The 25,637-nt window shown below is 65.3% G+C and carries 20 protein-coding genes and 1 pseudogene; 12 read left to right on the forward strand and 9 right to left on the reverse strand.

Translation table 11 applies throughout. From position 1 onward, the window contains the following. Positions 1-20: 20 nt before the first annotated feature. The gene (gene ku / locus ACKWRH_RS13925) at positions 21-1,007 is read right to left on the reverse strand and encodes a non-homologous end joining protein Ku (protein ID WP_445221006.1); all 987 of its coding nucleotides are present in this window, start codon (positions 1,005-1,007) and stop codon (positions 21-23) included. Between the two features lie 235 nt (positions 1,008-1,242). Here ku and ACKWRH_RS13930 point away from each other — a divergent pair, with 235 nt between their 5' ends. The 12 genes from ACKWRH_RS13930 (at position 1,243) to ACKWRH_RS13985 (ending at position 14,183) form a co-directional block, all read left to right on the forward strand. Continuing rightward, complete coding sequence (locus ACKWRH_RS13930) at positions 1,243-1,398, forward strand: hypothetical protein (RefSeq protein WP_445221007.1); 156 nt, start codon at positions 1,243-1,245, stop codon at positions 1,396-1,398. Between the two features lie 232 nt (positions 1,399-1,630). Then, complete coding sequence (locus ACKWRH_RS13935) at positions 1,631-2,305, forward strand: response regulator transcription factor (RefSeq protein ID WP_014496705.1); 675 nt, start codon at positions 1,631-1,633, stop codon at positions 2,303-2,305. A 92-nt stretch (positions 2,306-2,397) separates the two neighbouring features. Continuing rightward, on the forward strand, positions 2,398-3,774 hold the full coding sequence (locus ACKWRH_RS13940) for an ATP-binding protein (protein WP_445221008.1): 1,377 nt from the start codon (positions 2,398-2,400) through the stop codon (positions 3,772-3,774). A gap of 161 nt (positions 3,775-3,935) precedes the next feature. Next, positions 3,936-5,339, forward strand: a complete 1,404-nt coding sequence (locus tag ACKWRH_RS13945) for a hypothetical protein (protein ID WP_445221009.1) — start codon at positions 3,936-3,938, stop codon at positions 5,337-5,339. 99 nt (positions 5,340-5,438) lie between these two features. After that, on the forward strand, positions 5,439-5,708 hold the full coding sequence (locus ACKWRH_RS13950) for a hypothetical protein (RefSeq protein ID WP_445222395.1): 270 nt from the start codon (positions 5,439-5,441) through the stop codon (positions 5,706-5,708). Positions 5,709-5,839: 131 nt separating this feature from the next. Next, positions 5,840-6,949 (forward strand): c-type cytochrome biogenesis protein CcmI, encoded by a 1,110-nt coding sequence (gene ccmI, locus ACKWRH_RS13955; protein WP_445221010.1) that lies wholly within the window; start codon positions 5,840-5,842, stop codon positions 6,947-6,949. A 37-nt stretch (positions 6,950-6,986) separates the two neighbouring features. Beyond that, on the forward strand, positions 6,987-7,496 hold the full coding sequence (ccmE, locus tag ACKWRH_RS13960) for a cytochrome c maturation protein CcmE (protein ID WP_063984547.1): 510 nt from the start codon (positions 6,987-6,989) through the stop codon (positions 7,494-7,496). After that, positions 7,493-9,472, forward strand: coding sequence for a heme lyase CcmF/NrfE family subunit (locus ACKWRH_RS13965; protein WP_445221011.1), 1,980 nt, complete (start codon positions 7,493-7,495; stop codon positions 9,470-9,472). Before ccmE ends, ACKWRH_RS13965 begins: the two co-directional genes overlap by 4 nt. A gap of 4 nt (positions 9,473-9,476) precedes the next feature. Next, positions 9,477-9,959, forward strand: coding sequence for a cytochrome c-type biogenesis protein (locus ACKWRH_RS13970; RefSeq protein ID WP_445221012.1), 483 nt, complete (start codon positions 9,477-9,479; stop codon positions 9,957-9,959). 128 nt (positions 9,960-10,087) lie between these two features. After that, positions 10,088-11,431 (forward strand): methyl-accepting chemotaxis protein, encoded by a 1,344-nt coding sequence (locus ACKWRH_RS13975; RefSeq protein WP_445221013.1) that lies wholly within the window; start codon positions 10,088-10,090, stop codon positions 11,429-11,431. A 219-nt stretch (positions 11,432-11,650) separates the two neighbouring features. Beyond that, entirely contained in the window at positions 11,651-13,228 is a 1,578-nt protein-coding gene (locus ACKWRH_RS13980; protein WP_445221014.1) for a Do family serine endopeptidase, read from the forward strand. A 274-nt stretch (positions 13,229-13,502) separates the two neighbouring features. After that, on the forward strand, positions 13,503-14,183 hold the full coding sequence (locus ACKWRH_RS13985; RefSeq protein WP_038944287.1) for a response regulator transcription factor: 681 nt from the start codon (positions 13,503-13,505) through the stop codon (positions 14,181-14,183). A gap of 83 nt (positions 14,184-14,266) precedes the next feature. Here ACKWRH_RS13985 and ACKWRH_RS13990 read toward each other — a convergent pair whose 3' ends face one another. From ACKWRH_RS13990 to ACKWRH_RS14025, 8 genes and pseudogenes are all read right to left on the reverse strand, one after another. Further along, positions 14,267-14,617 (reverse strand): hypothetical protein, encoded by a 351-nt coding sequence (locus tag ACKWRH_RS13990; RefSeq protein ID WP_445221015.1) that lies wholly within the window; start codon positions 14,615-14,617, stop codon positions 14,267-14,269. Beyond that, positions 14,614-15,051 (reverse strand): annotated as a pseudogene (locus tag ACKWRH_RS13995) (arylsulfatase); the annotation flags it as partial. The gene ACKWRH_RS13990 and the pseudogene ACKWRH_RS13995, both read right to left, overlap by 4 nt. Before the next feature lie 124 nt (positions 15,052-15,175). Then, a complete protein-coding gene (locus ACKWRH_RS14000; protein WP_445221016.1) occupies positions 15,176-16,597 on the reverse strand; it encodes an HlyD family type I secretion periplasmic adaptor subunit in 1,422 nt (473 codons plus the stop codon). Then, positions 16,584-18,668: a type I secretion system permease/ATPase gene (locus tag ACKWRH_RS14005; protein ID WP_445222396.1), complete on the reverse strand. Its 2,085-nt coding sequence runs from the start codon at positions 18,666-18,668 to the stop codon at positions 16,584-16,586. Before ACKWRH_RS14005 ends, ACKWRH_RS14000 begins: the two co-directional genes overlap by 14 nt. A gap of 348 nt (positions 18,669-19,016) precedes the next feature. Next, complete coding sequence (locus ACKWRH_RS14010; protein WP_445221017.1) at positions 19,017-22,178, reverse strand: AIDA repeat-containing protein; 3,162 nt, start codon at positions 22,176-22,178, stop codon at positions 19,017-19,019. A gap of 453 nt (positions 22,179-22,631) precedes the next feature. Further along, positions 22,632-24,017, reverse strand: a complete 1,386-nt coding sequence (locus ACKWRH_RS14015; RefSeq protein WP_445221018.1) for a hypothetical protein — start codon at positions 24,015-24,017, stop codon at positions 22,632-22,634. 247 nt (positions 24,018-24,264) lie between these two features. Next, the gene (locus ACKWRH_RS14020; RefSeq protein WP_445221019.1) at positions 24,265-24,912 is read right to left on the reverse strand and encodes a transglutaminase-like cysteine peptidase; all 648 of its coding nucleotides are present in this window, start codon (positions 24,910-24,912) and stop codon (positions 24,265-24,267) included. Between the two features lie 203 nt (positions 24,913-25,115). Continuing rightward, a complete protein-coding gene (locus ACKWRH_RS14025) occupies positions 25,116-25,613 on the reverse strand; it encodes a tetratricopeptide repeat protein (protein ID WP_445221020.1) in 498 nt (165 codons plus the stop codon). Positions 25,614-25,637: the final 24 nt, after the last annotated feature.

Genomic DNA, 25,637 nt, shown 5'->3' on the forward strand with positions numbered 1-25,637 from the left:
ATTGCAGACGCGGATTGCGTCTAGCCGGCCTTCTTCGCCCGCGCCGGCGCGCGCACCGGCTTGTCGGCCTTCTTGGGGGGCGCTTCCTTGGCTGTTGCTGTCTTGCCGTCCTTGCCGGCGATCGGCAGCAGCATCTCGCGCTGGCCCTCGACGCGCTTCTTCGGCTTCTTGCCCCTGACGGCCTCCTTGACGGCCTCCTTGGCGGCCTTGGCCGCGGGCGCCATGTCCTTCTCGCTGGCGATGCTCTTCTTCAGCGCGTCCATCAGGTTGATGACGTTGCCGCCGGTCTTCGGCGCGGCCTTCGCCGCGATGGGTGCACCGCTGCGCTTCTTGTTGATGAGGTCGATCAGCGCCGTCTCGTAATGATCCTCGAACAGCTCGGGCTCGAACGCGCCGGACTTCTTCTCGACGATGTGCTTGGCAAGGTCGAGCATGTCCCTGGTCAGCTTCACGTCCTGGATGTCGTCGAAATATTCCTTCTCGCTGCGGACCTCGTAGGGATAGCGCAGCAGCGTGCCCATCAGGCCGCTCTCGAGCGGCTCCAGCGCGATGATGTGCTCGCGGTTGGTCAGCACGACGCGACCGATCGCGACCTTGTCCATGCTGCGGATGGTCTCGCGGATCACCGCGAAGGCGTCGTGGCCGACCTTGCCGTCAGGCACGAGATAATAGGGGCGGATCAGATAGCGGCTGTCGATATCGGTCTTCGGCACGAACTCGTCGATCTCGATCGTGTGCGTGGAGTCCAGCGCGATGTCGTCGAGCTCGTCCTTGGTGACCTCGATATAGGTGTCGGTGTCGACCTTGTAGCCCTTGACGATGTCCTCGGAGGTCACCTCGTCACCGGTCTCGGCGTCGACCTTGAGGTACTTGATCCGGTGGCCGGTCTTGCGGTTGATCTGGTTGAACGAAACCTTCTCGGTATCCGAAGTGGCCGGATACAGCGCGACCGGGCAGGTCACGAGCGACAGACGCAGAAAACCCTTCCAATTGGCGCGGGGGGCCATGGGCTACTCCAAACGCAACGGGGACAGAGGACGAGGATACCATCGGGGAACAACGAATCATAGCAAGGCGGATTGCGGAATCTTGCAACTGCGTTAACCGGCCGCCCGGCGCGCGGTTGCAGCCCGATGCAGCGGCAAAAACCGGAACATCATATCCAATCACGCGTTGGCTCGGGACATCAGGCTGCGAGGAGGTCGCGACCACCGCAGCCGACATCCAGAGATTGAGGGCATTATGGCAGCCACGCGAGAGCACGATCAGATCGTCGAAACCGCCACCGAGGCGCGTCAGGGCGAACCCGGGCCGTCAGTGGCGGCCCTGCTTGTCATCTCGACCGGGCTCGCGATCCTGATCCTTGCCGTCATCTGGTTCGTGTTCTTCCGGACCTGACGGCCGATCGACGGGACGCTTCGGACCTTCCGACTCGCCGCGTAACGCGGCACATTGCGCCCGCCACGCCCGCCGGCTCGTCCGGTGGCCTGGCGGGCGCCGTCGCGTCGGCGCATGAGAAGCTCTATATGACCAAAAAGTAACGCGGCCGGTTCCCCGCGTTCATATTCGGTTCACGCCGGAATTGCTCATCTCTGGCGATCGATTGTGCAGTCTATTCCTGGAGAGAAGCGTGCGCCTGCTTGTTGTTGAGGACGACCCCGATCTCAATCGGCAGCTCACCAAGGCGCTGACCGACGCCGGTTACGTCGTCGACCGTGCCTTCGACGGCGAGGAGGGGCATTATCTCGGCGATAATGAGCCCTACGATGCCGTTGTGCTCGACATCGGCCTGCCGAAGAAGGACGGCATCTCGGTGCTGGAAGCCTGGCGCCGCAACGGCCGCACCATGCCGGTCCTGATCCTCACCGCGCGCGACCGCTGGAGCGACAAGGTCCAGGGGTTCGATGCCGGCGCCGACGATTACGTGCCGAAGCCGTTCCATCTGGAGGAGGTGCTGGCGCGCATCCGCGCGCTGCTGCGCCGTTCCACCGGCCATGCCCAGAGCGAATTGAGTTGCGGCCCCGTCACGCTCGACACCAGGACCGGGCGGGTCAGCGTCTCCGGCAACCCCGTCAAGATGACCTCGCACGAATATCGGCTTCTGGCCTACCTGATGCACCATTCGGGGCGCGTCGTGTCCCGCACCGAGCTGGTCGAACACCTCTACGACCAGGACTTCGACCGCGACTCCAACACCATCGAGGTCTTCGTCGGCCGCATCCGCAAGAAGCTTGACGTCGACATTATCCAGACCGTCCGCGGCCTCGGCTATCTCCTGACCCCGCCGCCTGCTCCCGGCGCTTGAAGCGTCAGGACTTGACGGCCGGCCGAACAGGGGCCTTGGTCCGGCCATGACGTCCGACGCCCCGCCACCCCGCGCCTGCCGGGATCCTTCCGATGCCCGCTAGCTCGCTTGCCAACCGCCTGTTCCTGTCGGCGACGGCGTGGCTCGTGGTGATCCTGGCCATCACCGGCGTGGTGCTGTCGTCGGTCTACAAGAGCGCCACCGAGCGCGCCTTCGACCGCCGGCTCAATCTCTATCTGCGCACCCTCATCGCCGAGGTCGCGACCCCGGACGAGCCGCCGGACCGTCAGTTCCAGTCGCTCGGCGAGCCCCTCTTCGAGCTGCCGCTGTCGGGCTGGTACTGGCAGATCACGCGGACCGATACCGAGAAGCCGGAGGTGCGCTCGTCGCGCTCGCTATGGGACAAGAAGCTGCCGAAGCTGGAGGAGCAGGGCACCGAGCTCACCGCTGCCGGCATTCGCCTCGCCTATGTCGACGGGCCCGAGGGACAGAATCTCCGCATGGTGGAGCGGCCGGTCGATCTCGGCGCGGACGGCAAATATCTGGTCAGCGTCGCCGGCGACGACACCGAGATATTCGACGAGACGCGGAGCTTCGACTACTACCTCGGCGGCACCTTCACCGCGCTCGGCATCGTGCTGCTGTTGACTACGGTGTTTCAGGTGAGGTTCGGTCTTGCACCGCTCAAGCGCATCTCCGAGTCCATCGCCGACATCCGCTCGGGGCGGGCGGAGCGGCTCGAAGGTGAATTTCCGGTCGAGATCGCGCCATTGGCGCGCGAGACCAATGCGCTGATCGATGCCAATCGCGAGATCGTCGAGCGCGCGCGCACCCATGTCGGCAACCTCGCTCATGCGATCAAGACGCCGCTCTCGGTGATCGTGAATGAGGCCGGCGCCCACGCCGCCGAGCCGTTCGCGGCCAAGGTGATGGAGCAGGCGGACGTGATGCGCGACCAGGTCGCCCATCATCTGGAGCGCGCGCGCATCGCTGCACGCGTCTCGGTGGTGGCGACCGTGACGGAGGTCGCGCCCGTCATCGAGGCGCTGCGGCGGACCATGGAGAAGATCCATCGCGATCGCGACATCGTGGTCGAGGCCAAGGCAGATCCATCCGCAAAATTTCGCGGCGAGCGGCAAGATCTGGAGGAGATGGTCGGCAATCTCGTCGACAATGCCTGCAAATGGGCGGCCTCGCAGGTCTTCATCGAGGTTCTGGTGGAAGCGCCGCACCAGGCGGGCGCCGGCCCGCGCCTGCGGATCATCGTCGATGACGACGGCCGCGGCCTGTCGGAGGCCGAGCGCGCCCAGGTCTCCCGGCGCGGCCAGCGGCTCGACGAGTCCAAGCCCGGCTCGGGGCTCGGCTTGTCCATCGTGACCGACCTCGCCGCGCTCTATGGCGGCAGCCTCTCGCTCGGCAGCGCACCGACCGGTGGCCTGCGGGCGGAACTGGTCCTCCCCGGAATATAATCCTTTGTTCCGGCACAACTATTTGACTGGTTCGGCACCGATCCGGCCGAAACCGGAGCTATTTCGCAGCGACTTCCTAAACGGCTTCTTAAGTGGGCCCCATCTATGATCGCGCAGGACGCATCCCACGTCTGCCATTTTATCGTGCATCACCCGGGCGCATGAGCCAGACATCGATCGAGCGGCTGAGGGAATATCTCGCGCAGCTCCCGCCGCAGTCGCAGGCGCTGCTGATGCGGGAGTTCGAGCGCGCGCTTGAGCGCGGCCAGGACACGGCGGTGGCGACCCTCGTGCTCGAGCAGCTGCGCAAGATCGTCCGCAAGACCGAAGTCGACGAGGCTGCTCCGCCGCGCACGGACGATCTGTCGCGGCTGCTGTTCCAGGTGCTGGAACCGTTCCTGGCCGAGACGGGCGCCCCTGTCAGGGTAGGCCAGATCCGGCGCTCCTCACTGCATCCGATCTGGCAATGGCTCGGCCGCGATGGCGCCCCCGACAAGGTCAACGAATTCGAGGCGGCGCTGGCGCGCATGCCGGCTTCAGACAGTGTAGGGCAGGTCGAAGCCCTCGCCGCGAGGCTCCAGGCGGTGGCCGCGGATGCCATCTTCGGGCTGACGGGTCCCGGCGGCGGCGACAAGTCGCGCGCGCTCGCCCGCGTCGGCCCGCCCAACGTGATCGAAGACCTCTATTCGATCGGAGCGGTGCTTCAGGTCCGGGAGGCCATCGCTACGCTGAACGAGAAGCTGCCGCGCTTCCTGCGTGCCTTCGGCGAAGCCCAGATCGCGTCAGTGAGTTCCGCGCTCAACATCCCCGTGCTCCAGACGCCGCAGATGCTGCCCTTCGCGCTGTCGATGGTCGTGCAGCGGATGACCGCGCCGTGGCAGATCATCCGCCTCGCAATCAAGATTGCCGCGTCCGACGACGAGATCCGCGTCGCGGCGACGCCCTACGGCGTGGCCGTCACGATCGCTTTGCATGATTTGTCCTGCGTTGCGGCGATCCTGCGCATGGACATCAAGCGCGGCCATTTCGAGAACGTCGCCGACAATCTCAAGGCGCTGCATGACGGCGTGCGCGGTCTTCGCACGGAGCTCGATCTGCGCAACGATTCCATCTGGGGCAAGCAGCTGACCTCGATCCGGGCCGACATCTCCAATGCGCTGCAATCGGAGATCGACAGCGTTCCCGGCCGGGTTCGCCGCATCCTGCGCCAGCGCGCCGAGAAGGACATTCCGCCGGGGGCGCGGATCGACAGCACCGAGGTCGAGGAAACCGCGGCGCTGATCGATTTCGTCGCGACCTGCCGCAACTACGCGAGCGAGCTTGCGATCAACGAAGTGACGCTGCGCACCTATTCCGATCTCCAGCAATATGTCGAACGCTCGACCGAGCAGTTGGTACAGTCGCTGCGTGCGGCCGATCACAAGGTCCGCACCTATCGGCAGCAGCAGGTGCAGGCCGCGATCCGCTTCTGCCAGGTGTTGTTCGGCGATGATTACGCGTCGCTGATGAGCCGCGCCGCGGAGAATGCGGCCACGGGCGAGCGCAAATCGTCGCGCGCAAGCTGATCAAGCGCATATTTTTGTGATCACAATTTGTGGTTGACGGTGCCGGTGGCGGGCCCTACGGTCGCCGTGCAAGATTTTGGAATTTCTATCTGTGGGCGCATGAAACCCCTTATCAGCTCCATCGAAATTGAAAACCGCGTCATTGTTGCCAAATATCAGAGGCTGATGGTTGGCGCGAAGGTGGTGCTGATCGAGAAGGCAAGCGGCCGGCAGCTGCTTGAGACCGTCACCAGGGTCGCATCGCCCGTTCCCGTCGGGGCGTTGCGCATCAGATTGCCTGAAGCAATCGAGCCGGGAACATACTTCCTGAGGGCCTTCAACGGGCACGGCGAGGACGCCGCTCAAAGCGCGGACTTCGAGATCGGCTAAGCCGTTGGATTTTCATAGTTTCGGGACTGTGCGCGGTCGCGCCGAATTGACAATTGTCAATTGCCGCATCGTCCGGCCGTGGTGTAAAGCCACCTATGGGCGCGGTTCGCGCGCTGCCGGAAGCTTGCCAGATGACGCTATGGTTCGTGTTCGCGCTGATGACGGTCGCGGCGATTTTCGCCGTGCTTCTGCCGCTCGGCCGCAGCGGACGCGCGCAAAATCAGGGGAGCGAGGTCGCGGTCTACAAGGACCAGCTGGCCGAGATCGAGCGTGACCTCGCCGCGGGACTGATCGCCGCACCGGAAGCCGAGGCCGCACGTGTCGAGATCAGCCGCAGGCTGCTTGCCGCGGCCGGGAGCGAGCCTGCATCGGAACCGACATCGAGCCTCAAATGGCGCCGCGCGGCCGCTGTGCTGGCGCTTGCCGGCCTGCCACTCATTGCGATCGGCGTCTACATGCCGCTCGGCTCGCCCAGACTTCAGGACTTTCCCCTGGCGCAGCGGGAGCGCGGGGCCGGGTCCGGCATGGCGCTCGAGAATCTCGTCGTGAAGGTCGAGCAGCATCTGGAAAAGAATCCGACCGACGGGCGCGGCTGGAACGTGCTCGCGCCGGTGCTGGTGCGGCTCGGCCGCTTCGACGATGCGGTGCGCGCCTATCGCAACTCGCTCACCTACAATGGCGAGAGTTCGGAGCGCCGGGCCGATCTCGGCGAGGCGATCGCGGCTGCTGCCGGCGGCGTGGTGACTGCCGAGGCCAAGACCGAATTCGAGCGCGCGCGTGGCCTGAATGCGGACGATCCCAAGGCGAACTATTTCCTCGGACTGGCCGCCGAGCAGGATGGCCGCAAGGACGATGCCGCCAACATCTGGCGCGCACTGCTGGCGAAAGCGCCGGCGGATGCGCCATGGCGTCCTCTGGTGCAGACCTCGCTGGCGCGGGTCGGCGGCGGTGGCGCTACGATGCCGGCGCTGTCGGACGAGACGGTCGCAGCCTCCAAGGACATGAACGAGGGCGATCGCAACGCGATGGTTCGCGGCATGGTCGAACGCCTGGCCACACGGCTGAAGCAGAACGGCGATGATGTCGAGGGTTGGCTGCGCCTGGTGCGCGCCTATCTCGTGATGGGCGATCGTGACAAGGCAATGGGCGCTTCGACCGACGCGCGACAGGCGGTCGCCAACGATGCCGCGCGGCTGCGCCAGCTCAACGAAGGCCTCAAGACTCTCGGGCTCGACGGATGACGATGTCGGGGCGAGGCGAGCGGAGAACGGATACGCCATGACGCGCAAGCAGCGACGTATGACCATCATCGGCGGCTCCCTCGCAGTGCTCGCGCTTGCGGCCGCGCTCGTGCTCAACGCTCTGCGCGACTCCATCGTGTTCTTCTCGACGCCAACGATGGTCGCCGAAAAGCACGTCGAGCCCGGCAAGCGGTTTCGTCTCGGCGGCCTGGTCCAGCCCGGCTCGCTCCAGCGCGGCGACAATCTCGCCGTGACCTTCGAGGTTGCCGACGGCGGCGCCAAGCTGCCGGTCGCCTACAAGGGCATCCTGCCCGACCTGTTCCGTGAAGGGCAGGGCGTGGTCGCGGAAGGCGCGCTCGACGCCAATGGCGTGTTCAAGGCCGACACCGTGCTCGCCAAGCACGACGAGACCTACATGCCCAAGGAAGTCGCCGATGCCCTGAAGAAGCAAGGGCACTGGAAGGACGATTACGGCGCCAAAGCTTCTGATAGCGTCAAGCCCGCGGCGACGACCGCGCAGGGCAACCCGCAGGGAGCAGTGCGTTGATCGCGGAATCCGGACACTACGCCCTGGTGCTGGCCCTCGGCCTGGCGCTGATCCAGTCCATCGTGCCGCTGATCGGCGCACGCTTGCGCGATGCCGCGCTGATGAACGTGGCGCGCTCCGCCGCGCTGGCGCAGCTGCTGTTCGTCGGTGCGTCGTTCATCGCGCTCGTGATGCTTCACGTGAACTCGGATTTCTCCGTCGCCAACGTCTACGAGAACTCCCATTCGATGAAGCCGCTGATCTACAAGATCACCGGCGTGTGGGGGAACCATGAAGGCTCGATGCTGCTGTGGGTGTCGATCCTGGCGCTATTCGGCGGAATGGTTGCCGCCTTCGGCAACAATCTGCCGCTGTCGCTGCGCGCGCATGTGCTGGCCGTGCAGGCCTGGATCGCCAGCGCCTTCTATCTCTTCATCCTGGTGACATCGAACCCGTTCCTGCGCATCGCCAATCCGCCGATCGAGGGACGCGATCTCAATCCGGTGCTCCAGGACATCGGCCTCGCCGTGCATCCGCCGATGCTCTATCTCGGCTATGTCGGCTTCTCGATCTCGTTCTCCTTCGCGATCGCGGCGCTGATGGAGGGGCGGATCGACGCGGCCTGGGCGCGCTGGGTGCGGCCGTGGACGCTGGTGGCCTGGATCTTCCTGACCCTCGGCATCGCGATGGGCTCGTACTGGGCCTATTACGAGCTCGGCTGGGGCGGCTGGTGGTTCTGGGATCCGGTCGAGAACGCCTCGCTGATGCCGTGGCTCGCCGGCACGGCGCTGCTGCATTCAGCGCTGGTGATGGAGAAGCGCAACGCGCTGAAGGTCTGGACCATCCTGCTGTCGATCCTGACCTTCTCGCTGTCGCTGCTCGGCACCTTCCTGGTGCGTTCGGGCGTCATCACCTCCGTGCACGCCTTCGCCACCGATCCGACGCGCGGCGTGTTCATCCTGCTGATCCTCTGCCTGTTCATTGGCGGCAGCCTCTCGCTGTTTGCGGGCCGCGCCACGTCCTTAAAGCAAGGCGGCCTGTTCGCGCCGATCTCGCGCGAGGGCGCGCTGGTGTTGAACAATCTGCTGCTCAGCGTGGCCTGCGCGGTCGTGCTGTTCGGCACGCTCTACCCGCTGGCAATGGAAGCGCTCGACTTCAAGATGTCGGTCGGCGCGCCCTTCTACAATCTCACCTTCGTCCCGCTGTTCGCGCTGCTGCTGCTTGCCGTGCCGTTGGGGCCGATGCTGGCGTGGAAGCGCGGCGATCTGCTCGGCGTCACCCAGCGGCTGCTCGCGGCGGGCGTTGCCGCGCTCGTTGTGATCGCCATCGTCTGGGCCTGGACCCGTGGTGGCAGTGCGCTGGCGCCATTGGCAATTGGGCTCGGAGTCTTCGTCATCGCCGGTGCCGTGACGGATCTGTCCGAACGGACCGGTCTGCTCCGCCTGCCGTTCGCAACGACGCTGCACCGGGCCCGCGGCCTGCCGCGTTCGGCCTGGGGTGCTGCGTTTGCCCATGCGGGCCTCGGCGTCGCGCTGATCGGGATCGTCTGCGAGACCACCTGGAACAGCGAATATATCGCGACCATGAAGCAGAACGACGTGGCACACGTCGCCGGCTATGATCTCAAGCTCGACGGCCTGTCCCAGCGTCAGGGGCCGAACTTCCGCGAGATGATCGCCGAGTTCAACGTGAGCCGCGACGGCGAGAAGATCAGCGTCATGACGCCGTCCAAGCGCAATTTCACGACGCGCGGGTCCTCGACCACCGAGGCCGCATTGCTGACGCGCGGCGCGAGCCAGCTCTACGTTTCTCTCGGCGACGCGACTGCCGATGGCGCCATTGCGGTGCGCATCTATCACAAGCCGCTGGTGCTGCTGATCTGGTGGGGACCGGTGCTCATGGCCTTTGGCGGCATGCTGTCGCTGTCCGACCGGCGCCTGCGGGTCGGCGCACCGAAGCCGGCGCGGGCCAAGCAGCGCCTTCAGCCGGCGGAGTGATCCGATGCGGCGGATGATGGTCACGATCGTTGCGCTTGTGCTGCTGGCTTTGCCCGCGGCCCACGCCGTGCAGCCCGACGAGATCATGTCGGATCCCGCGAAGGAGGCACGCGCGCGCGACCTATCGCGCGAGCTGCGCTGCATGGTCTGCCAGAACCAGTCGATCGACGATTCCGACGCGCCGCTGGCGCGCGATTTGCGGCTGCTGGTGCGCGAGCGGATCGCTGCCGGCGACAGCAATTCGCAGGTGCTCGACTTCCTGGTCGCGCGCTATGGCGAGTTCGTGCTGCTCAAGCCGCGCTTCGAGCGGCAGACCATCCTGTTGTGGCTGCTCGCGCCGCTGCTGCTGATCGGCGGCGGCCTGGCGCTCTGGCTGCAAATCCGCCGGCGCGCGCGAAGCGGTGCAGACCTGCCAGCTCCGCCGCTCACGCCCGAGGAAGAGGCACGGCTCGCAGCCTTGATGTCGGACGAGACGAAGTCGTCCTAGCGACTTCAAGTCGTCCTGGCCTACGTAATGATACGTAGGCCGTCTGCCGCAGCCTGTTTCATGCTCTGTTGACCTTTGTCTGGAAGCTTGTCGCGAAATTCGATTCCAGATTTTTGAGTCCTCAACCGATGTTCACGAACAGCAATCTGACGATCCGCTTCCTGGTCGGCGCCGTCGTCGCTGCATTATTGTTCCTGCTGGGCATCGGCGGTGGCACCGGCTTTGTCGCGGTGCTCTACCTCAACAACGAGATCACAGGCCTGTCGTCGGACTTCGCGGCGCTGAGCGGCCCCGCGCGCGAGCATGCAATGCTGATCTACCAGCAGGCGCAGCTTGCATTCTCCTATTTCCTGATCGCCTGCGGCGTGATCGCGGTGGTCGCCGCTGCGATCTGCCTCACCACCTGGTTCGCCGTGCGCAACGGCATCCTCAGACCCTTGGCGGCGATCGTGCATGCCATGCGTGAGGTCGCCGATCAGAAATTCGAGACGCCTGTTCCGGGCCTCGGCGGCACCAACGAAATCGGCCTGCTCGCAGGCGCACTGGAAGTGTTCAAGACCAACGGCCTCGAGCGGCGGCGCCTCACCGAGCAGCAATTGCATGAAGCGCAGCACCAGGCCGAGCGGTCGAAATTCCTCGACGCCCGGATCAAGCGCTTCAACGAACTCGTCGCCAGTGTGGTCGACAGCGTGGCGTCGTCGGCCGTGCACCTGAAGAGCAATGCCGAAACACTGTCACGGACGGCCAACGACACCAGCTCCAAGGCCAATGCGGTCGCGAGCGCGGCGAACCAGGCCAGCGCCAGCGTGCAGATCGTCGCGGGCTCGGCCGAGGAGATGACGAACTCGATCGGCACGATCAGCCGCCGCGTCACCGACGCGACGCAGCGCGCCGAAGGCGCGGCGACGCAGGCCGAGAAGAGCCGCGACACCATCCACACGCTGTCGGATGCCGCCGACAAGATCGGCGAGGTCGTGCAGCTCGTGCAGGCGATCGCCTCGCAGACCAACCTGCTGGCGCTCAACGCCACCATCGAGGCGGCGCGGGCAGGGGACGCCGGCAAGGGTTTTGCCGTGGTTGCCTCCGAAGTGAAGAGCCTCGCGCACCAGACCAGCAAGGCGACGGAGGAGATCACCTCGCACGTCGCCAGCATCCAGGGCATCACCGCGGAGACGCGCGGCGCGATCGACGGCATCTCGAAGACACTGTCGGAGATCTCGTCGATCATGTCGGGCATCGAGGTCGACACCGCCCAGCAGCGCAACGCTACGCAGGACATCACCCGCAGCGCGCAGGATGCCGCGCATGGAACGCTGGACGTCTCCAACCACATCGTCCAGATCACCTCGACGTCGGCGGAGACCGGCCGCATGGCGGCCGAAGCGCGCGATTCCGCCGTCGATCTGTCGCAGCAGGCCGAAACCCTGAAGCGTGAAGTCGACGAATTCATCGTCAGCGTCAGGGCGAGCTGACCCCGCCAAAGGCGTGTCCTGGGCTCGTCAGGGGAACTCGATTAAGTTCCTGTGAGGCCACAACTTTCGGCGTGCGATAAACTGCCGCAACGGCGCGCCCCTTCATTACAAAAGTTTAACCCCACCGCCAGCGCACGGTAAGGCGGGAGCCCCCATCTTCAGGTTCGTAACGTGCTGCCATCCGGCACCAAAAGAATTCAAGGCCTTGGAGATTCCTGCATGACCGACCGTCCCGACCTCACGAACCTTCCGTCCTACCGGCAGCCCCGCCGGTCGGTTTTCTCCGCGCGCAGGATCGCGCTGATGGCCTCGGTCGTCGCCGGCCTCGGGATTGCCGTCCACGGCTTCAGCCCGTCGACCTCGCCGAGCGAGCTGTTCTCCAGCCCGGCGCATGCGCAGGTCAACAACGAGGTCCGGAAGGTTGAGCGTCCGGTCGGCTTCGCCGACATCGTCGAGCGCGTGAAACCGTCGGTGATCTCGGTGAAGGTCAACATCAAGGAGAAGACCGCGAGCAACGACGATGGCGACGATTCCGCCTCGCCGTTCCAGCCGGGCTCGCCGATGGAGCGCTTCTTCCGCCGCTTCGGCGGTCCGGATGGTTTCCCGGGCCAGAAGGGTGGCCGCGGCCGCGTCGTGCAGGGCCAGGGCTCCGGCTTCTTCATCTCCGCCGACGGTTTTGCCGTGACCAACAACCACGTGGTCGACGGCGCCGACAAGGTCGAGGTCACGACGGACGACGGCAAGACCTATACCGCCAAGGTGATCGGCACCGACCAGCGCACTGACCTCGCTCTCATCAAGGTCGAGGGCAGCTCGAACTTCCCGTTCGCCAAGCTCGCCGACAGCAAGCCGCGGATCGGCGACTGGGTGCTTGCGGTCGGCAATCCCTTCGGCCTCGGCGGCACCGTCACCGCGGGCATCGTCTCGGCCAGCGGCCGCGACATCGGCAACGGTCCCTATGACGATTTCATCCAGATCGATGCGCCCGTGAACAAGGGCAATTCCGGTGGTCCCGCTTTCGACACCAACGGCGAGGTGATGGGCGTCAATACCGCGATCTACTCGCCCTCCGGCGGCAGCGTCGGCATCGCGTTCTCAATTCCGGCGAGCACCGTGAAGAGCGTGGTGGCCCAGCTCAAGGACAAGGGCTCGGTCAGCCGCGGCTGGATCGGCGTCCAGATCCAGCCGGTGACGTCCGATATCGCCGACAGCCTCGGCATGAAGAAGGCTGAAGGTGCGCTGGTGGCGGAGCCGCAGGCGAACGGTCCGGCGGCGAAGGCCGGCATCGAGTCCGGCGACGTGATCACCTCGGTCAACGGCGAATCCGTCAAGGATGCCCGCGAGCTTGCCCGCACCATCGGCGGCATGGCGCCCGGCGCGACCGTGAAGCTCAACGTGCTGCACAAGGGCCAGGACAAGGTCGTGAACCTCACCCTCGGCCAGCTGCCGAACACGATCGAGGCCAAGGCCGACACCGACAAGGATAGCGGCAAGGGTGCGAGCCGGGGCACCGACGTGCCCAAGCTCGGCATGACCGTCGCGCCCGCCGACTCCGTGGCCGGCGCCGGCAAGGAAGGTGTCGTGGTCACTGAAGTCGATCCGAAGAGCGCCGCGGCCGAACGCGGCTTCAAGGAAGGCGACGTCATCCTCGAAGTCGGCGGCAAGAGCGTGAGCACCGCCGGCGAAGTCCGCGACGCCATCAACACGGCGCGGACCGACAACAAGAACAGCGTCTTGATGCGCGTGAAGAGCGGCGGCCAGTCGCGCTTCGTCGCCGTGCCCATCGCCAAGGGCTGAGCCGTCAGGAGGTCTACGAGATGAGGGGTGTCTTCGGCATCAGTCGCCCCCGCCGCCGACGCCCTTCGGGGGAGCAGCGCAACGCCCGCTCCCCCAGCCTACCTTCCGGTGGAATTACGCCCCCCTCCGTCGGAAGGCATAGGGCGGTGAGGTCCCCCCAGCTTCACCGCCCGCCTTTTTGCCTACCCAAGTCCCGTTCGCTTGGCTTGCATGCGATTGCCGCTCGCGCCATGTTCAGAGAAGGTTGACCCCCTTGACCGCCGCCGAACGCACGATGCGCCTCCTCATCATCGAAGACGACCGCGAATCCGCCGACTATCTCGTGAAGGCGTTTCGCGAAGTCGGACACATTGCCGACCACGCCGCCGACGGCGAGGAAGGCCTCGCCATGGCCGAGAACGGCGACTACGACGTGCTGGTGGTCGACCGCATGCTGCCCAAGCGCGACGGCCTGTCCCTGATCGGCGCGCTGCGCGACAAGGACGACTCGACGCCGGTGCTGATTCTCTCCGCGCTCGGGCAGGTCGACGACCGCATCAAGGGCCTGCGCGCCGGCGGCGACGACTATCTGCCGAAGCCTTATTCCTTTGCCGAGCTGCTGGCCCGGGTCGAGGTGCTGTCGCGACGCCGCGGTGGTCCGGCCGAGGACACGCTCTACCGTGTCGGCGATCTCGAGCTCGACCGGTTGTCCCATCGCGTTGCCCGCGGCAAGGACGAGCTGACGCTCCAGCCGCGCGAATTCCGCCTGCTCGAATACCTCATGAAGCATGCCGGCCAGGTGGTGACCCGCACCATGCTGCTGGAGAACGTCTGGGACTACCATTTCGATCCGCAGACCAACGTGATCGACGTCCACATTTCGCGGCTGCGCTCCAAGATCGACAAGGGTTTCGAGCGGCCGTTGCTGCACACGATCCGCGGCGCCGGGTACATGATCCGGGATGGGATACGTTAAAGCTCTGGATACTCTTCAATACGCAAGCCACTGAGCCGGAAGAATTTTGAAGCTTCCCCAGAAACTGCGGGTCGATGAAAAATTCATAGGTCGCGGCTTTGCGGGCCGCCGCGCATCAAGAGCGCGGTCAGTATGAGATGAAGGACGACCGCCGGCCACAGAAGGACGCCGCTCAACCCACCTGCGAAGCCGAGGTAGGCCAAATATAGGGTGACGGCTCCGCTGTAGATCAACATGCCCGGGAGTGGCGGCCACCCTGGCCAACAGGCGATCCCCAAGGCAATCAGCGCAATGCCGGCGACGCGCGCGACCGGTGTCGCGACACCGGAAAGCTGCTCGCCCAGCAACAACTGGCCAACCAGCGACGGCGCGATCAACAGCGCCAATCCCGTTGCAGCTTCGCTGATGGCGGCGAACGCCAATGCGCCTTTCATTTCTTCCCAATGTTCGCGGATGGCTTCTGAGACTTCGACCCTTCAATGGGATCCGGCTCCGGCGCTGGCAAAGGTCCAAGTTCTGCCTTGGCTTGCGCTGGGTCCTTCAACTCTGGTCCGAGCTTGAACGTCAGCTTGTTGATCTTGCCCGTGAATTTGAACGGAGGATCGTAGCGATACTCGAGCATCGCGACCCCGGTGCGGGTGTCCTGGCCGACGTCGAAGGTCTCGTCCTCCGGGAACGTGATCGGCGTACCGTGTTCTATGGATTTCCGGTCTACTTCCTTGCCATCCACTGAAAGTACGCCTGTACCGCCCATGCCCAATCCCGGCCCATCCGACTTGAAGTCGAAGACGATGGTGTGCTTGCCCGCGCTCAACTCCGGTCCCGACCAGACCGTGCGCTTGAGGTTGAGCAGGTTGTAGAGGAACACAGGCAACGGATTTTCATGTTCCGACCTCCCGCAGTCCAATGGCGGGTTGAGGCTGTCACCGCTATCTGTGCCGGTTGGGCTGGGCCAGAGATGCCGATACCATCCCGCTAGATTCGCGGCCGTCTCACCGCTCCCGCAAGCTCTCCTGCCCATACCGGATCAGCGGCGACACCAGATAGCTGATGATCTTCCTTGTGCCGGTCTTGATCTCGACGGTTACGGCCATGCCCGGCGCGAGGTTGACGGTGCGGCCGTCGATGTCCATCTGGGCGCGGTCGAGCGAGACGCGGGCGGAGTAGACCAGCTCCTGGCCCTTGGGCTCACTGGATGATGTGTCGGTGCCGGCCGGCGTGTCGCCTGGCTTTTCCGGCGGCTTCTGGCGGACGATGGCGTCCTGGGAGACGCTGAGCACCTTGCCCTGGCGCAAGCCGTAACGGGTGAAGCTGAAGGTGTCGACCTTGATCGCGGCGTCCTCGCCGGGGTTGACGAAGCCGATGTCGCGGTTCGAGATCATCGCCTCGATCTCGAGGCCGCCGCTGGTGGGCACCACGACCATCAGCGTCTGAGCCGGCGTCACCACGCCGCCGACCGAGTGCACGGCGAGCTGCTGGACGATGCCGTCCTCCTGCGCGGCGAGGCGGAGCAGGCTGGTGCGCTGCTCCGCCTTGACGATGTCCTGGCGCAGGCCAGCCGCCTTCTGCTCGGCTTTCGCAAGCTCGTCGAACAGGCCGCGCTGATATTCCGCCTCGGTGCGCCGCAGCGTCTCCTCGATGCCTCCAACGGCGGCATCGGCCTCGGCATAGTGGCTCTTCTGGACCAGCAATTCCTGCTGTTGCGCGACCAGGTCCTGCGTTTCCGTGAGGTATTGCAGTTTGGAGCCGAACTCGCGGTCGACGAGATATTTCCGCACATCGACCCGCTGCTGCATGATGGGGATCAGAGCGCTGATCTTGCCGATCGCGGCCTCGGTGGTCGAACGCTCCGCTTTCTTCTGCGTACCCTGCCATTCGAGCGAAGTGATCTTGGACGCCTGCTCGGCGGCTTGCGAGGCCAGGAAGCGCTTTGCGGTGCGGATCTGATCGGAGCTCGCGCGCGCGGGCGGGATGAACTTCGCGGGATCGCCGCCGGCCAGCGCCGCGTGCAGGCGCGCGATGTCGAGCTCGCTCGCGAGCAGATCGCTCTGGAGATGGCCGAGCTCGGCCTGGCTCATGGTGGGATCGAGCTCGATCAGGAGGTCGCCGGCCTTGACGCGCTGACCGTCCTGCACGTGGATGGCGCGCACGACCGCGGTCTCGAACGGCTGGATCACCTTGGTGCGGCCGTCGGGGACGATCTTGCCGGTCGCGGTCGCGATGATGTCGACCGTGCCGATGCTGGCCCACACCAGCGCGATCAGAAACACCACCGAGATCGACGCGGAGATGGCGCGGCCGATCGGCGAAGGCGGGGTCTCGACGATCTCGAGCGCCGCGGGGAGGAACGCCAGCTCGTCGCGCGTGCGCGTCGGGCTGCGCAGCGACGCCACCATTGCCTTAGCCGACTTCATGGATGCCTGCCTGGACACGGTGCAGCGTCGCGTAGCGGCCGCCGCTGCGGATCAGCTGGTCGTGCGAACCGTCCTCGACGATACGGCCACGCTCCACGGTGATGATGCGGTCCGCGGTGCGCACGGTCGACAGACGGTGGGCGATGATCAGCACGGTACGACCCGCCGTGATCTCGCGCATGTTGTGCTGAATGATGCGCTCGCTTTCATAGTCGAGCGCGCTCGTTGCTTCGTCGAAGATGAGAACGCGCGGATTGGTCGTCAGCGCGCGTGCGATCGCGATGCGCTGGCGCTGGCCGCCGGACAGCGTGCTGCCGCGCTCGCCGATGACGGTGTCGTAACCGTCCTGGAGTTCGAGGATGAAATCGTGTGCGCCGGCGAGCTTTGCCGCGGCGACGACGCGCTCCATCGGCAACGCAGGATCGGCCAGCGCAATGTTGTCGCGCACCGAGCGGTTGAACAGCATGTTCTCCTGGAGCACGACGCCGACCTGCCGGCGCAGCCAGGTCGGGTCGACCGCCGCAAGGTCATTGCCGTCGACCAGCACGCGGCCGCTCTCGGGGAGATAAAGCCGCTGGATCAGTTTTCCGAGTGTGCTCTTGCCGGAGCCGGAGGTGCCGACGATGCCGACGATCTGGCCGGCCGGAATCTTCAGGGTGATGTCGTTCAGAATCTGCGGTCCGTCGACGCGGTAGCGGAAGCCGACATGCTCGAAGGTGATGTCGCCACGGATGGCAGGCAACGCCGCGCGACCCGGGCGATGGGTCGGCTCGGGCACGGTGTTGAGGATGTCGCCGAGCCGCTCGACCGACAGCCGCGCCTGGTGGAAATCCTGCCAGAGCTGGGCGAGCCGCAGCACCGGTGCGGTGACCCGTCCCGACAGCATGTTGAAGGCGACGAGCTCGCCGACCGTAAGGTTACCGTCGATGACCAGCTTGGCGCCGAAATAGAGCAGGATCGCCATGTTGATCTTGCTGACGAACTGAACGGCCTGGCTTGCAACATTGCCGAGATTGACCACGCGAAAGCTCGAGGCGACGTAGCCGGCAAGCTGCTCTTCCCAGCGCTTCTGCATCTGCGGCTCGACCGCCATCGCCTTCAAGGTCTCGACGCCGGTGACGCTCTCGACAAGGAACGACTGGTTCTCCGCGCCGCGCTTGAACTTCTCGTCGAGACGATAGCGGAACAGCGGCGTGGCGCCGGCCGAGATCACGATGTAGAGCGGGAACGACGCCAGCACGATCGCGGTCAGCAGTGGCGAGTAGAACGCCATCAGGCCGAGGAAGACGAAGGTGAAGAACAGGTCGATCACCAGGGTCAGCGCCGAGCCGGTGATGAAGTTGCGCAGGTTCTCCAGCTCGCGCACCCGCGCGACCGTGTCGCCGACCCGCCGCGCCTGGAAATAGGACAGCGGCAGCGCCAGCAGGTGGTGGAACAGCCGCGCGCCGAGCTCGACGTCAATGCGGTTGGTCGTGTGCGAGAACAGATAGGTGCGCAGCGCGCCGAGCACGACCTCGAAGATCGAAATCGCGACGATACCGGCGACCAGCACATCGAGCGTGCCGAGGCTGCGATGCACCAGCACCTTGTCGATCACCACCTGGAAGAACAGCGGCGATACCAGCGCGAAGATCTGGAGGAAGAACGAGGCGAGCAGCACTTCGCCGAGCAGGCCGCGATAGCGATTGACCGCGCCCATGAACCAGGTGATGTCGAAGCGCCGTGACAGATCGGCGAGGCCGGCGCGCTTGGTCATCAGCACGATGCGGCCGTCCCAGAGCACCTCGAACTGCGCCTTGGTCAGCATCTGCGGCCGCGGCGAGCCCGGATATTGCACGATGGCCTTGCCGTCGCCGGCCTTGCCCAGGATCAGGAAGCCGCCGTCGCGCAAGGGGACGATGGCCGGCAGCGGCGTCTTGTCGAGCCGGTCCCAGCTCGTCTTCACCACGCGCGCCTTGATGTTGAACTGCCTGGTACAGCGCAGCATCTCGGTGGTGCCGATCACGGTGACGCCGAGCTGATGGCGGAGCTGCTCCGGCTCGGCAGGCACCCCGAGGAATTGGAGCATCATGACGAGCGCTGTCAGGCCAGGGTCGGCCGGCGGCTTCGGCACGGCCTGCACCGGCGGCTCCTTTGCGGCCGGATCGCGTGAAATGGTCTCGTTCGGGCTCATTGGAAGCAAATATCCGCGGTCATCGGGTCCGGACGATTTCACGGACGGGTGTCCCGCCGGTCGGCAGGGCGGCCGATAGCTAACGCGGCTATGTTACGGTTTGATAACTATGTCAGACCGCTCACATAACAGTGGAATTTGGCGTTCTGCGGCTGGATGCGGGACGGCGGGAGGCAAGTTCGCCTCCCGCCGCGATCGCATGACGCACGGGGCGAGGACCCCGGTGCGCAGATCGTGTTGGCCGGATCAGCTGTGGCTGGCCAGCGTGGGCTGCTGCTGCGTCGTGTCTGAAGACACGAGGCTGCTCTCGCCGGCGTCCGGAACGATGCTCGCCGACTGCTGCACCAGCAGCGACAGCGAGATCGCCGATCCGCCGTGGCCGTCGTCGGTGACGTTGAGCTCCGTGCCGGACTGAACGCCCGCGAACTGGTAGGCGTAGCTGCCCGAGTTCGTCGCGAGCGTCAGTGTCGTACCGTCGAAGGTGAACGACGAGACCGACGTGTTGAGCAGGTCGATCGTGTCGCCGAGTTCGAAGTTCGACACCGTGCCGGTCAGGCCGGAAGCGTTTTCGAGCGTCAACGTTGCAGCCGAGCCGGCGAAGTCGACGCCGTTCTGGACGCCTCCGGCGAAGACATGCTCGACCCCGCCCGCAAGGTGGGTGTTGTCGGCGGTGCCTGCGACGTCGAATTCGCCGCTGTTGAGCGTCGTGTTGGACGCCGTTCCGATCACGAACCCGACTCCGCCGTTGATCGTCGTGGACACGGCCGAGCCGCCGGCGTCGACATAGAGCAGACCGCCGCCGTTGACTGTCGTCGCCGTCACCGATCCGCCCGCGCCGATATACGAATTGCCGCCGTTCTCGATCACGGTGTTCACGGCGATGCCGCCATCCAGCACCTGCTGATTGCCGCTGAGGTTCGTGCCGGAGACGGTGGCGTGGTAGACGTCCTGGAAGCCGGCAGCCGCAACGACCGTGCCGGTCGCGCTGCCGCCGTGATAGACGTGCTGCGCGCCGCCGTTCTTGACCGTCACACCGGTCGCGACGCCGCCGCCCAGCGAACTGCCGCCACCGACCGAGCCGCCGGTTGCCGTGCCGTCGACATACTGGAAGCCGCCGTCGATCACGGTGTCGCTGGCCGACCCGCCGGCATCGATGTATTGGAAGCCGCCGGTTTTGACCAGCGTGCCGGCGCTGGTGCCGCCATCGCCGACATATTGGTAGCCGCCGCTATAGACCGTGGTGTCGATGGCCGTTCCGCCCGCCAGCACCTGCTGGTTGCCGCTGAGGCTGACGTTGGTGACGGTCGAGTTCGAGTAGACGTCCTGGTAGCCGCCGGCCTCGACGGTCGAATCGTTGGCGCTGCCGCCGAAGTAGACGTGCTGCTGGCCGCCCGCGTGAACGGTGGTGTCGTTCGCGGTGCCGTAGTCGTACTGCACGCCGCCGCTGAGGATGTCGGTATGCTCAGTGGTCGCGCCGTTGAGGACGTCGACGACGCCGCCACTGCCGATCGTGATCTGGCCGGAGACGTTGCCGCCGGTGACGACATCGAGATTGCCGTCGCCGAGCACGACATAGCCCTGCGAGGTCGTCGATGCGCCCGTGACCGAAACCGCGCCGGTCGAGACCAGCGTCGGCGCCGCGAAGACGGTCGAGGTGCCGGCGTTGCCGGCTGCATCGGTGGTCTTGGCGGTCAGGTTGTTGGCGCCTTCCACCAGCGTCACGCCGGCGAGGCTCCAGGAGCCGTCGGCGCCAGCCGTGGCGGTGCCGACCAGGGTCGCACCGTCATAGACCGAGACCAGAAGGCCGGCTTCGGTGGTGCCGCTCACCGTGAAGGTGGGCAGGTTGGCAGTGTCGAGCGTCACGCCGGTGACGCCGACGGCCGGGGCAACCGTGTCGACGGTCACGTTGATCGCGGAGGCGGCATCGCTCACGGCGCCGGTCGTATCGGTGACCTTCGCAGTGACGGCATGGGCCGCGTTGCCGAGCACGCCGGTCTGGATGTCGATGTAGCCGCGCGCGATGTCGGCGAGCGAGAGCGTGACTGCCGAGCCGATCGCGGTCTGACCGTCGAACAGCTGCACGACGTCGCCGGCGAAGTTGCTGCCGGTTGCGATGCGGACCGTCAGGTTGGTGTCGTTCGTGCTGGCGCCGTTGGCGAGCGCGCCGCTGTTGGGCGAGACGTCATCGGTGACCGACACGATGGTCGGCGCGGTCGGGGCGTTCGACAGGTTGAAGACCTGTGCGGTGATGCCGTAGGAGGAATTGTCACCAAGCGTCTGGCTGAAGTCCTGCCAGCTGATGACGAAGCCGCCATTGGCGAGCGCCGAGACGGTCGGATAGTACTGATAGCTGTTGGTCTGCGAGTTGACGATGTACTCGCCGCCGATCTTGTTGCCGGCCGTATCATAGACCTGCGCCTTGATGCCGGAGCCGCTGCCGTCCGCCGTTCCTTCGTCCGACCAGGTCACGACGAAGCCGCCGCCGGTCAGTGCGGTGATGCTCGAAAAGCCCTGGTTGCCGCCGGTCTGGGTGTTGACCTGGAATTCCGAGCCGACCTTGCTGCCGCCAGCCGTGAAGACCTGCGCGCGAATTTCGCCGCTGGTGTCCTCGAAGCTGATCACGAAATTGCCGTTGGCAAGACCGGTCACGCCGGCAACCATGCGGCTGTTGTAGTAGGCGGTGTCGACGGTGAATTCGGAGCCGACCTTGGTCGCGCCGCTCGCACCCGGGTGGAACACCTGGCCGCGGACTTCCCAATTGCCGGTGCGGAAATCGTTCCAGGTGACGACGAAGTCGCCGTTGCCGAGCGTTGCGATCGAGGCGCGCTCCTGATCGAAGTTGGCGCTGGCGGAGTTGACGAGGAATTCGGAGCCGACCTTGGCGCCGCTCGCATCATAGACCTGGGCCTTGATGTCGGGCGCGACGCTGCCCTGGTTGGTCCATGCGACGACGAAGCCGCCATTGGGCAGGCCGGTGATGGCCGGGGTATTCTGGTTGTTGGCGGTGACGGAGTTGATCAGGAATTCGCCGCCGACCGGGGCGCCGTTCGCGCCGTAGATCTGGGCCTTGATGTCGCCGCTCGTGGAGTTCTGGTCCTGCCAGGAAACGACGAAGCCGCCGTTGCTGAGGCCGGTTACGACCGGGGAGGCCTGCGAGCCGTTGGTCTGGGTGTTGACCAGGAATTCGCCGCCGACCTTGCTGCCGTCGGCCGCATAGAGCTGGGCATGGACGGCGGAGCCACTGGTGTCGCCGAGCGTGCTGCTGCCGCTGGTGGAGCCGGCGAGGCCGTCCTGCCAGGTGACGACGAAGCCGCCATTGGTGAGGCCGGTAATGGAGGGATACCACTGGCTGCCAGCCGTCTGGCTATTGACCTGAAATTCGGTACCTATTTTTACGACGGTGGTCATAACATACCTCAAGTGATGCTAAAGGAGCGCTGAAGGGCTGAATTCCGCGCTGCTGCCGCCTGTTGCGGAGGCCCGCGCCGAACCTGCACGGGCTCTAAACGATCTATTTATGATATTTTATGATACATTTTTGTGCGGTATGCGGCATTTTGTCCGTAATAACGTTATATCAATGATATGAAGTGGTTCCGCAGGCGCAGCCGAGGCGAGTGCTCCAAATGATATGCAATCTGGCGCCGGGTATGCCTCCCGCATAGGCCCGTGCGATCGGAGCCGCCGTCGCACGGATGAATGTGCTCACGCGCTGCCCCTCGATGGCACGCGACCTGCTGCGTCCGAGACTTGATGAGCGAAGAGTGGCGAGGCTTGCGCCGATGGCCTTGGCCGGAGCAGGGCTCGACAGCCGAGGAAGCTGTACCGGGACTTGTCCCGGTACAGCAATGTCGTCTCAGGTCAGCTCTGGGCGTGAACGAGCGAGGTGCTCTCGGGATCGGAGCTTTGCTGCGTGATCGCGCCTTCGCCAGCATCCGGCACCAGGCTCGCCGAGAACTGCGAGAGCAGCGACAACGACACGGACGTGCCGCCATGGCCGTCGGAGGCGACGTTCAACGCGGTGCCGGCCTCGACGCCTGCGAACTGATAGGCGAGGGAGCCGTTGCCGGTGATCAGCGTGAGCGTCGCGCCATCGAATTCGTACGAGGTCACGGCAAGGTTGCGGAAGTCGATGACGTCGCCGACCTCGAAATTCGAGATCGTGCCGGTCAGGCCGGAGGCGTCCTCGAGATAGAGCGTCGAAGCCGTGCCTGCGAAATCGACGCCGTTCTGGACGCCGCCGGCGTAGACATATTCAGCGCCGCCGGCGAGATGCGTGTTGCTGGCGCTGCCGACCACATCGAACTCGCCGCTGTTGACGGTCGCGCCCGAGGCCGTTCCCGCCACGAACACGAGGCCGCCGTTGACCGTCGTGGAGGCCGCCGAACCGCCAACGTCCACATATTGCAGGCCGCCGGCGTTGACGGTCGTTCCCGTCGCCGAAGCGCCGGAGCCGACATATTCGCTGCCGCCGGACAGAACCACCGTGTCGGTCGAACTGCCGGTGCCGAGAACCTGAAGGCCGCCGCTGACCTGGCTGCCCTGCACGCTGCCGCTGTTGACCTGCTGGAAGCCGCCAGCCTGCACGGTCGTCGTGATCGCGGTGCCGTCCAGCACGACGTGCTGAATGCCGCCGCTGTTGACGGTAGTGTTGTTGGTCGTTCCGGCGACTTCCTGGACGCCGCCGCCGAACACGACGGTGTCGTTGCCGGTGCCGAGCACGAATTGATAGCCGCCGTTGTTGATCACGGTGCCGTTGGCGGTGCCGTCCTCGCCGACATATTGCAGGCCGCCCGACGAGACGATCGTGCCGTTGGTGGTGCCGCCGGCTGCCACGAACTCGTTGCCGCCGTTGACGATGACGGTCGCATAGGTCGCGCCGCCGACATGCACCTGCTGGAAGCCGGCCAGCGTCGTTCCCATGACGGTGGCGTTCATGACGTCCTGGTAGCTGCCGGCGCTGACCATGACGTTGCTGGCAATGCCGCCATAGACGTGCTGGGTGCCGCCGTTGGAGATGACGACGCCGTTGGCAAAGCCGTAAACGTACTGCGTCCCGCCAGCGATAGTCGAGTTGGTGGCGATACCACCGGCCTCGATCATGATGACGGTGCCGGGACCGACCGCGGTCGCGCCGGACACGACGCCGCCGCTGGCGACGTCGAGCGTGCCCGAGACGACGATGTAGGTCGTGGTGGTGGGGGCGGAAATCGTTGTCGTGCCGCCAAATACAACTTGAGTGGTCATTGATGCCTCAAATGAGCGCTAATGGGGATGGTCGCGATGATGATACAACTCGGAATGAGAATCATTCCGTCGATAATGATATATTTTGTATCATAACGCGCGGATAATGTTATAGTGATGTTCAGGACAAGAAGGTGCGGCGAAACGCCGGACGGCTTGCGAAGTCATGCGGACTGTCGCGCATGACCGGCGACCGCGCGGCGCGCCGTGGCCGAGAGGCCGGTCTTCAGGATCGCTCTACGGGGAATTAACGCTCGACGGTCAGGGCCGGCGGCCTGGGCTGCTCGGCGCCAAAGGCCACCCAGACATTCGGGTCGACGGCGCTTTGCCGCGACAGATAGCGATATTTGGTCTCGTACCAGAACAGGATTTCCGGAGTCTGGTTGTCGAGGATCATCTCGCCGCGGTCGGAGCGAACGGTGAGTACGGCGTGACGCCCCTTGGCCGGACCGGGCTCCTCGACCGTGGTGATCAGGAGCGATCCCTGCGGCCAGCCCAGCCTGGCGAGCATCTTGCGCTTGAGCAGGACGATGTCCTCGCAATCGCCGCGATCGAGCGGAAGCGTCCAGCGTTCGGCCTTGCCGTAAAGCGCGTCATCGCTGGTCCAGGCGACGCGATCATTGACGTATTTGTTGGTCTCGTAGAGCTGCTGAAGCAGTTCGGGCGTGAGCACGACGTCCCGGGCCTGGTCGGCGCCGGGCCGGCACTCCTCGGCATTCTCGGCGCAGAACTGTTGCCAGCCGGATGGGGCCTTGGTCGCGGCGCCGATCGCAGCAAACAGGGTGGGGCGGGCCAGGAAAGCGTGGGCCGGCAGCGCCATCGACAGATAGGTCGCGGCGAGGCCGGCGGCCGCCAGCGTCGTCAGTCTCTGCCTTGCGTTGCGACTTCCCGCCATGTCGTCCCCCGACGCTCCCTGTGCAGGGGACGTTGGCAGAGACAGCTCGCGATCGGGCTAAGCTATTGCTTCAAATTGTACCAATCTGCGCGATCTCGGCGGGGACGTCGGCGGTGATGGTGTGATTTTCGTTAAGGCTGGCGTTACGCAGTCACATCATCGACATGAGGGCATTCCCCTGCAGCTTCCGGCCCTCGCCTCAATCAGAACGGCGACTCCTCAGGCCAGCGCAGCGCGTGCCATTGGCCGGCCGCGATCTGGCCGCGGCTCATCTTCGAGGCGACCGCATTGCGCAGCTTTGCAAAATTCTCGCGCGTTTTCCTCGGTGCGTGCGCAGCCGCGAGGTTAAGCCATTTGTAGGCGGCGACGTCGTCCTGCGGCACGCCCTGGCCCTTGTCGTAGGCGAGGCCCAGCAGATATTGCGATGTGGTGTCGCCTTGCTCGGCCGCCAGCCTGTACCAGTAGCCGGCGGCGTCATAGGCCTGCGGCAGGCCTTGGCCCGTCGCGTACATGAAGCCGACCATCCCTTGCGCGCGGGCATTGCCGCGCTCGGCCTCCGGCAACAGCAGACGGGCAGCGGTATTGTAGTTGCCGCGGTTGAAGGCGCCGGTTCCGGCGCCGAGGGAATCTGCGTGGGCAACGCTTGTCGAGGCAAGTCCCAGCACGATGGCGGCAATCAAGAGTCTGCTGGACCTGATCATGTGAACCACTCCTCGGGCAATTTG

Source organism: Bradyrhizobium sp. Pa8, assembly GCF_052588265.1.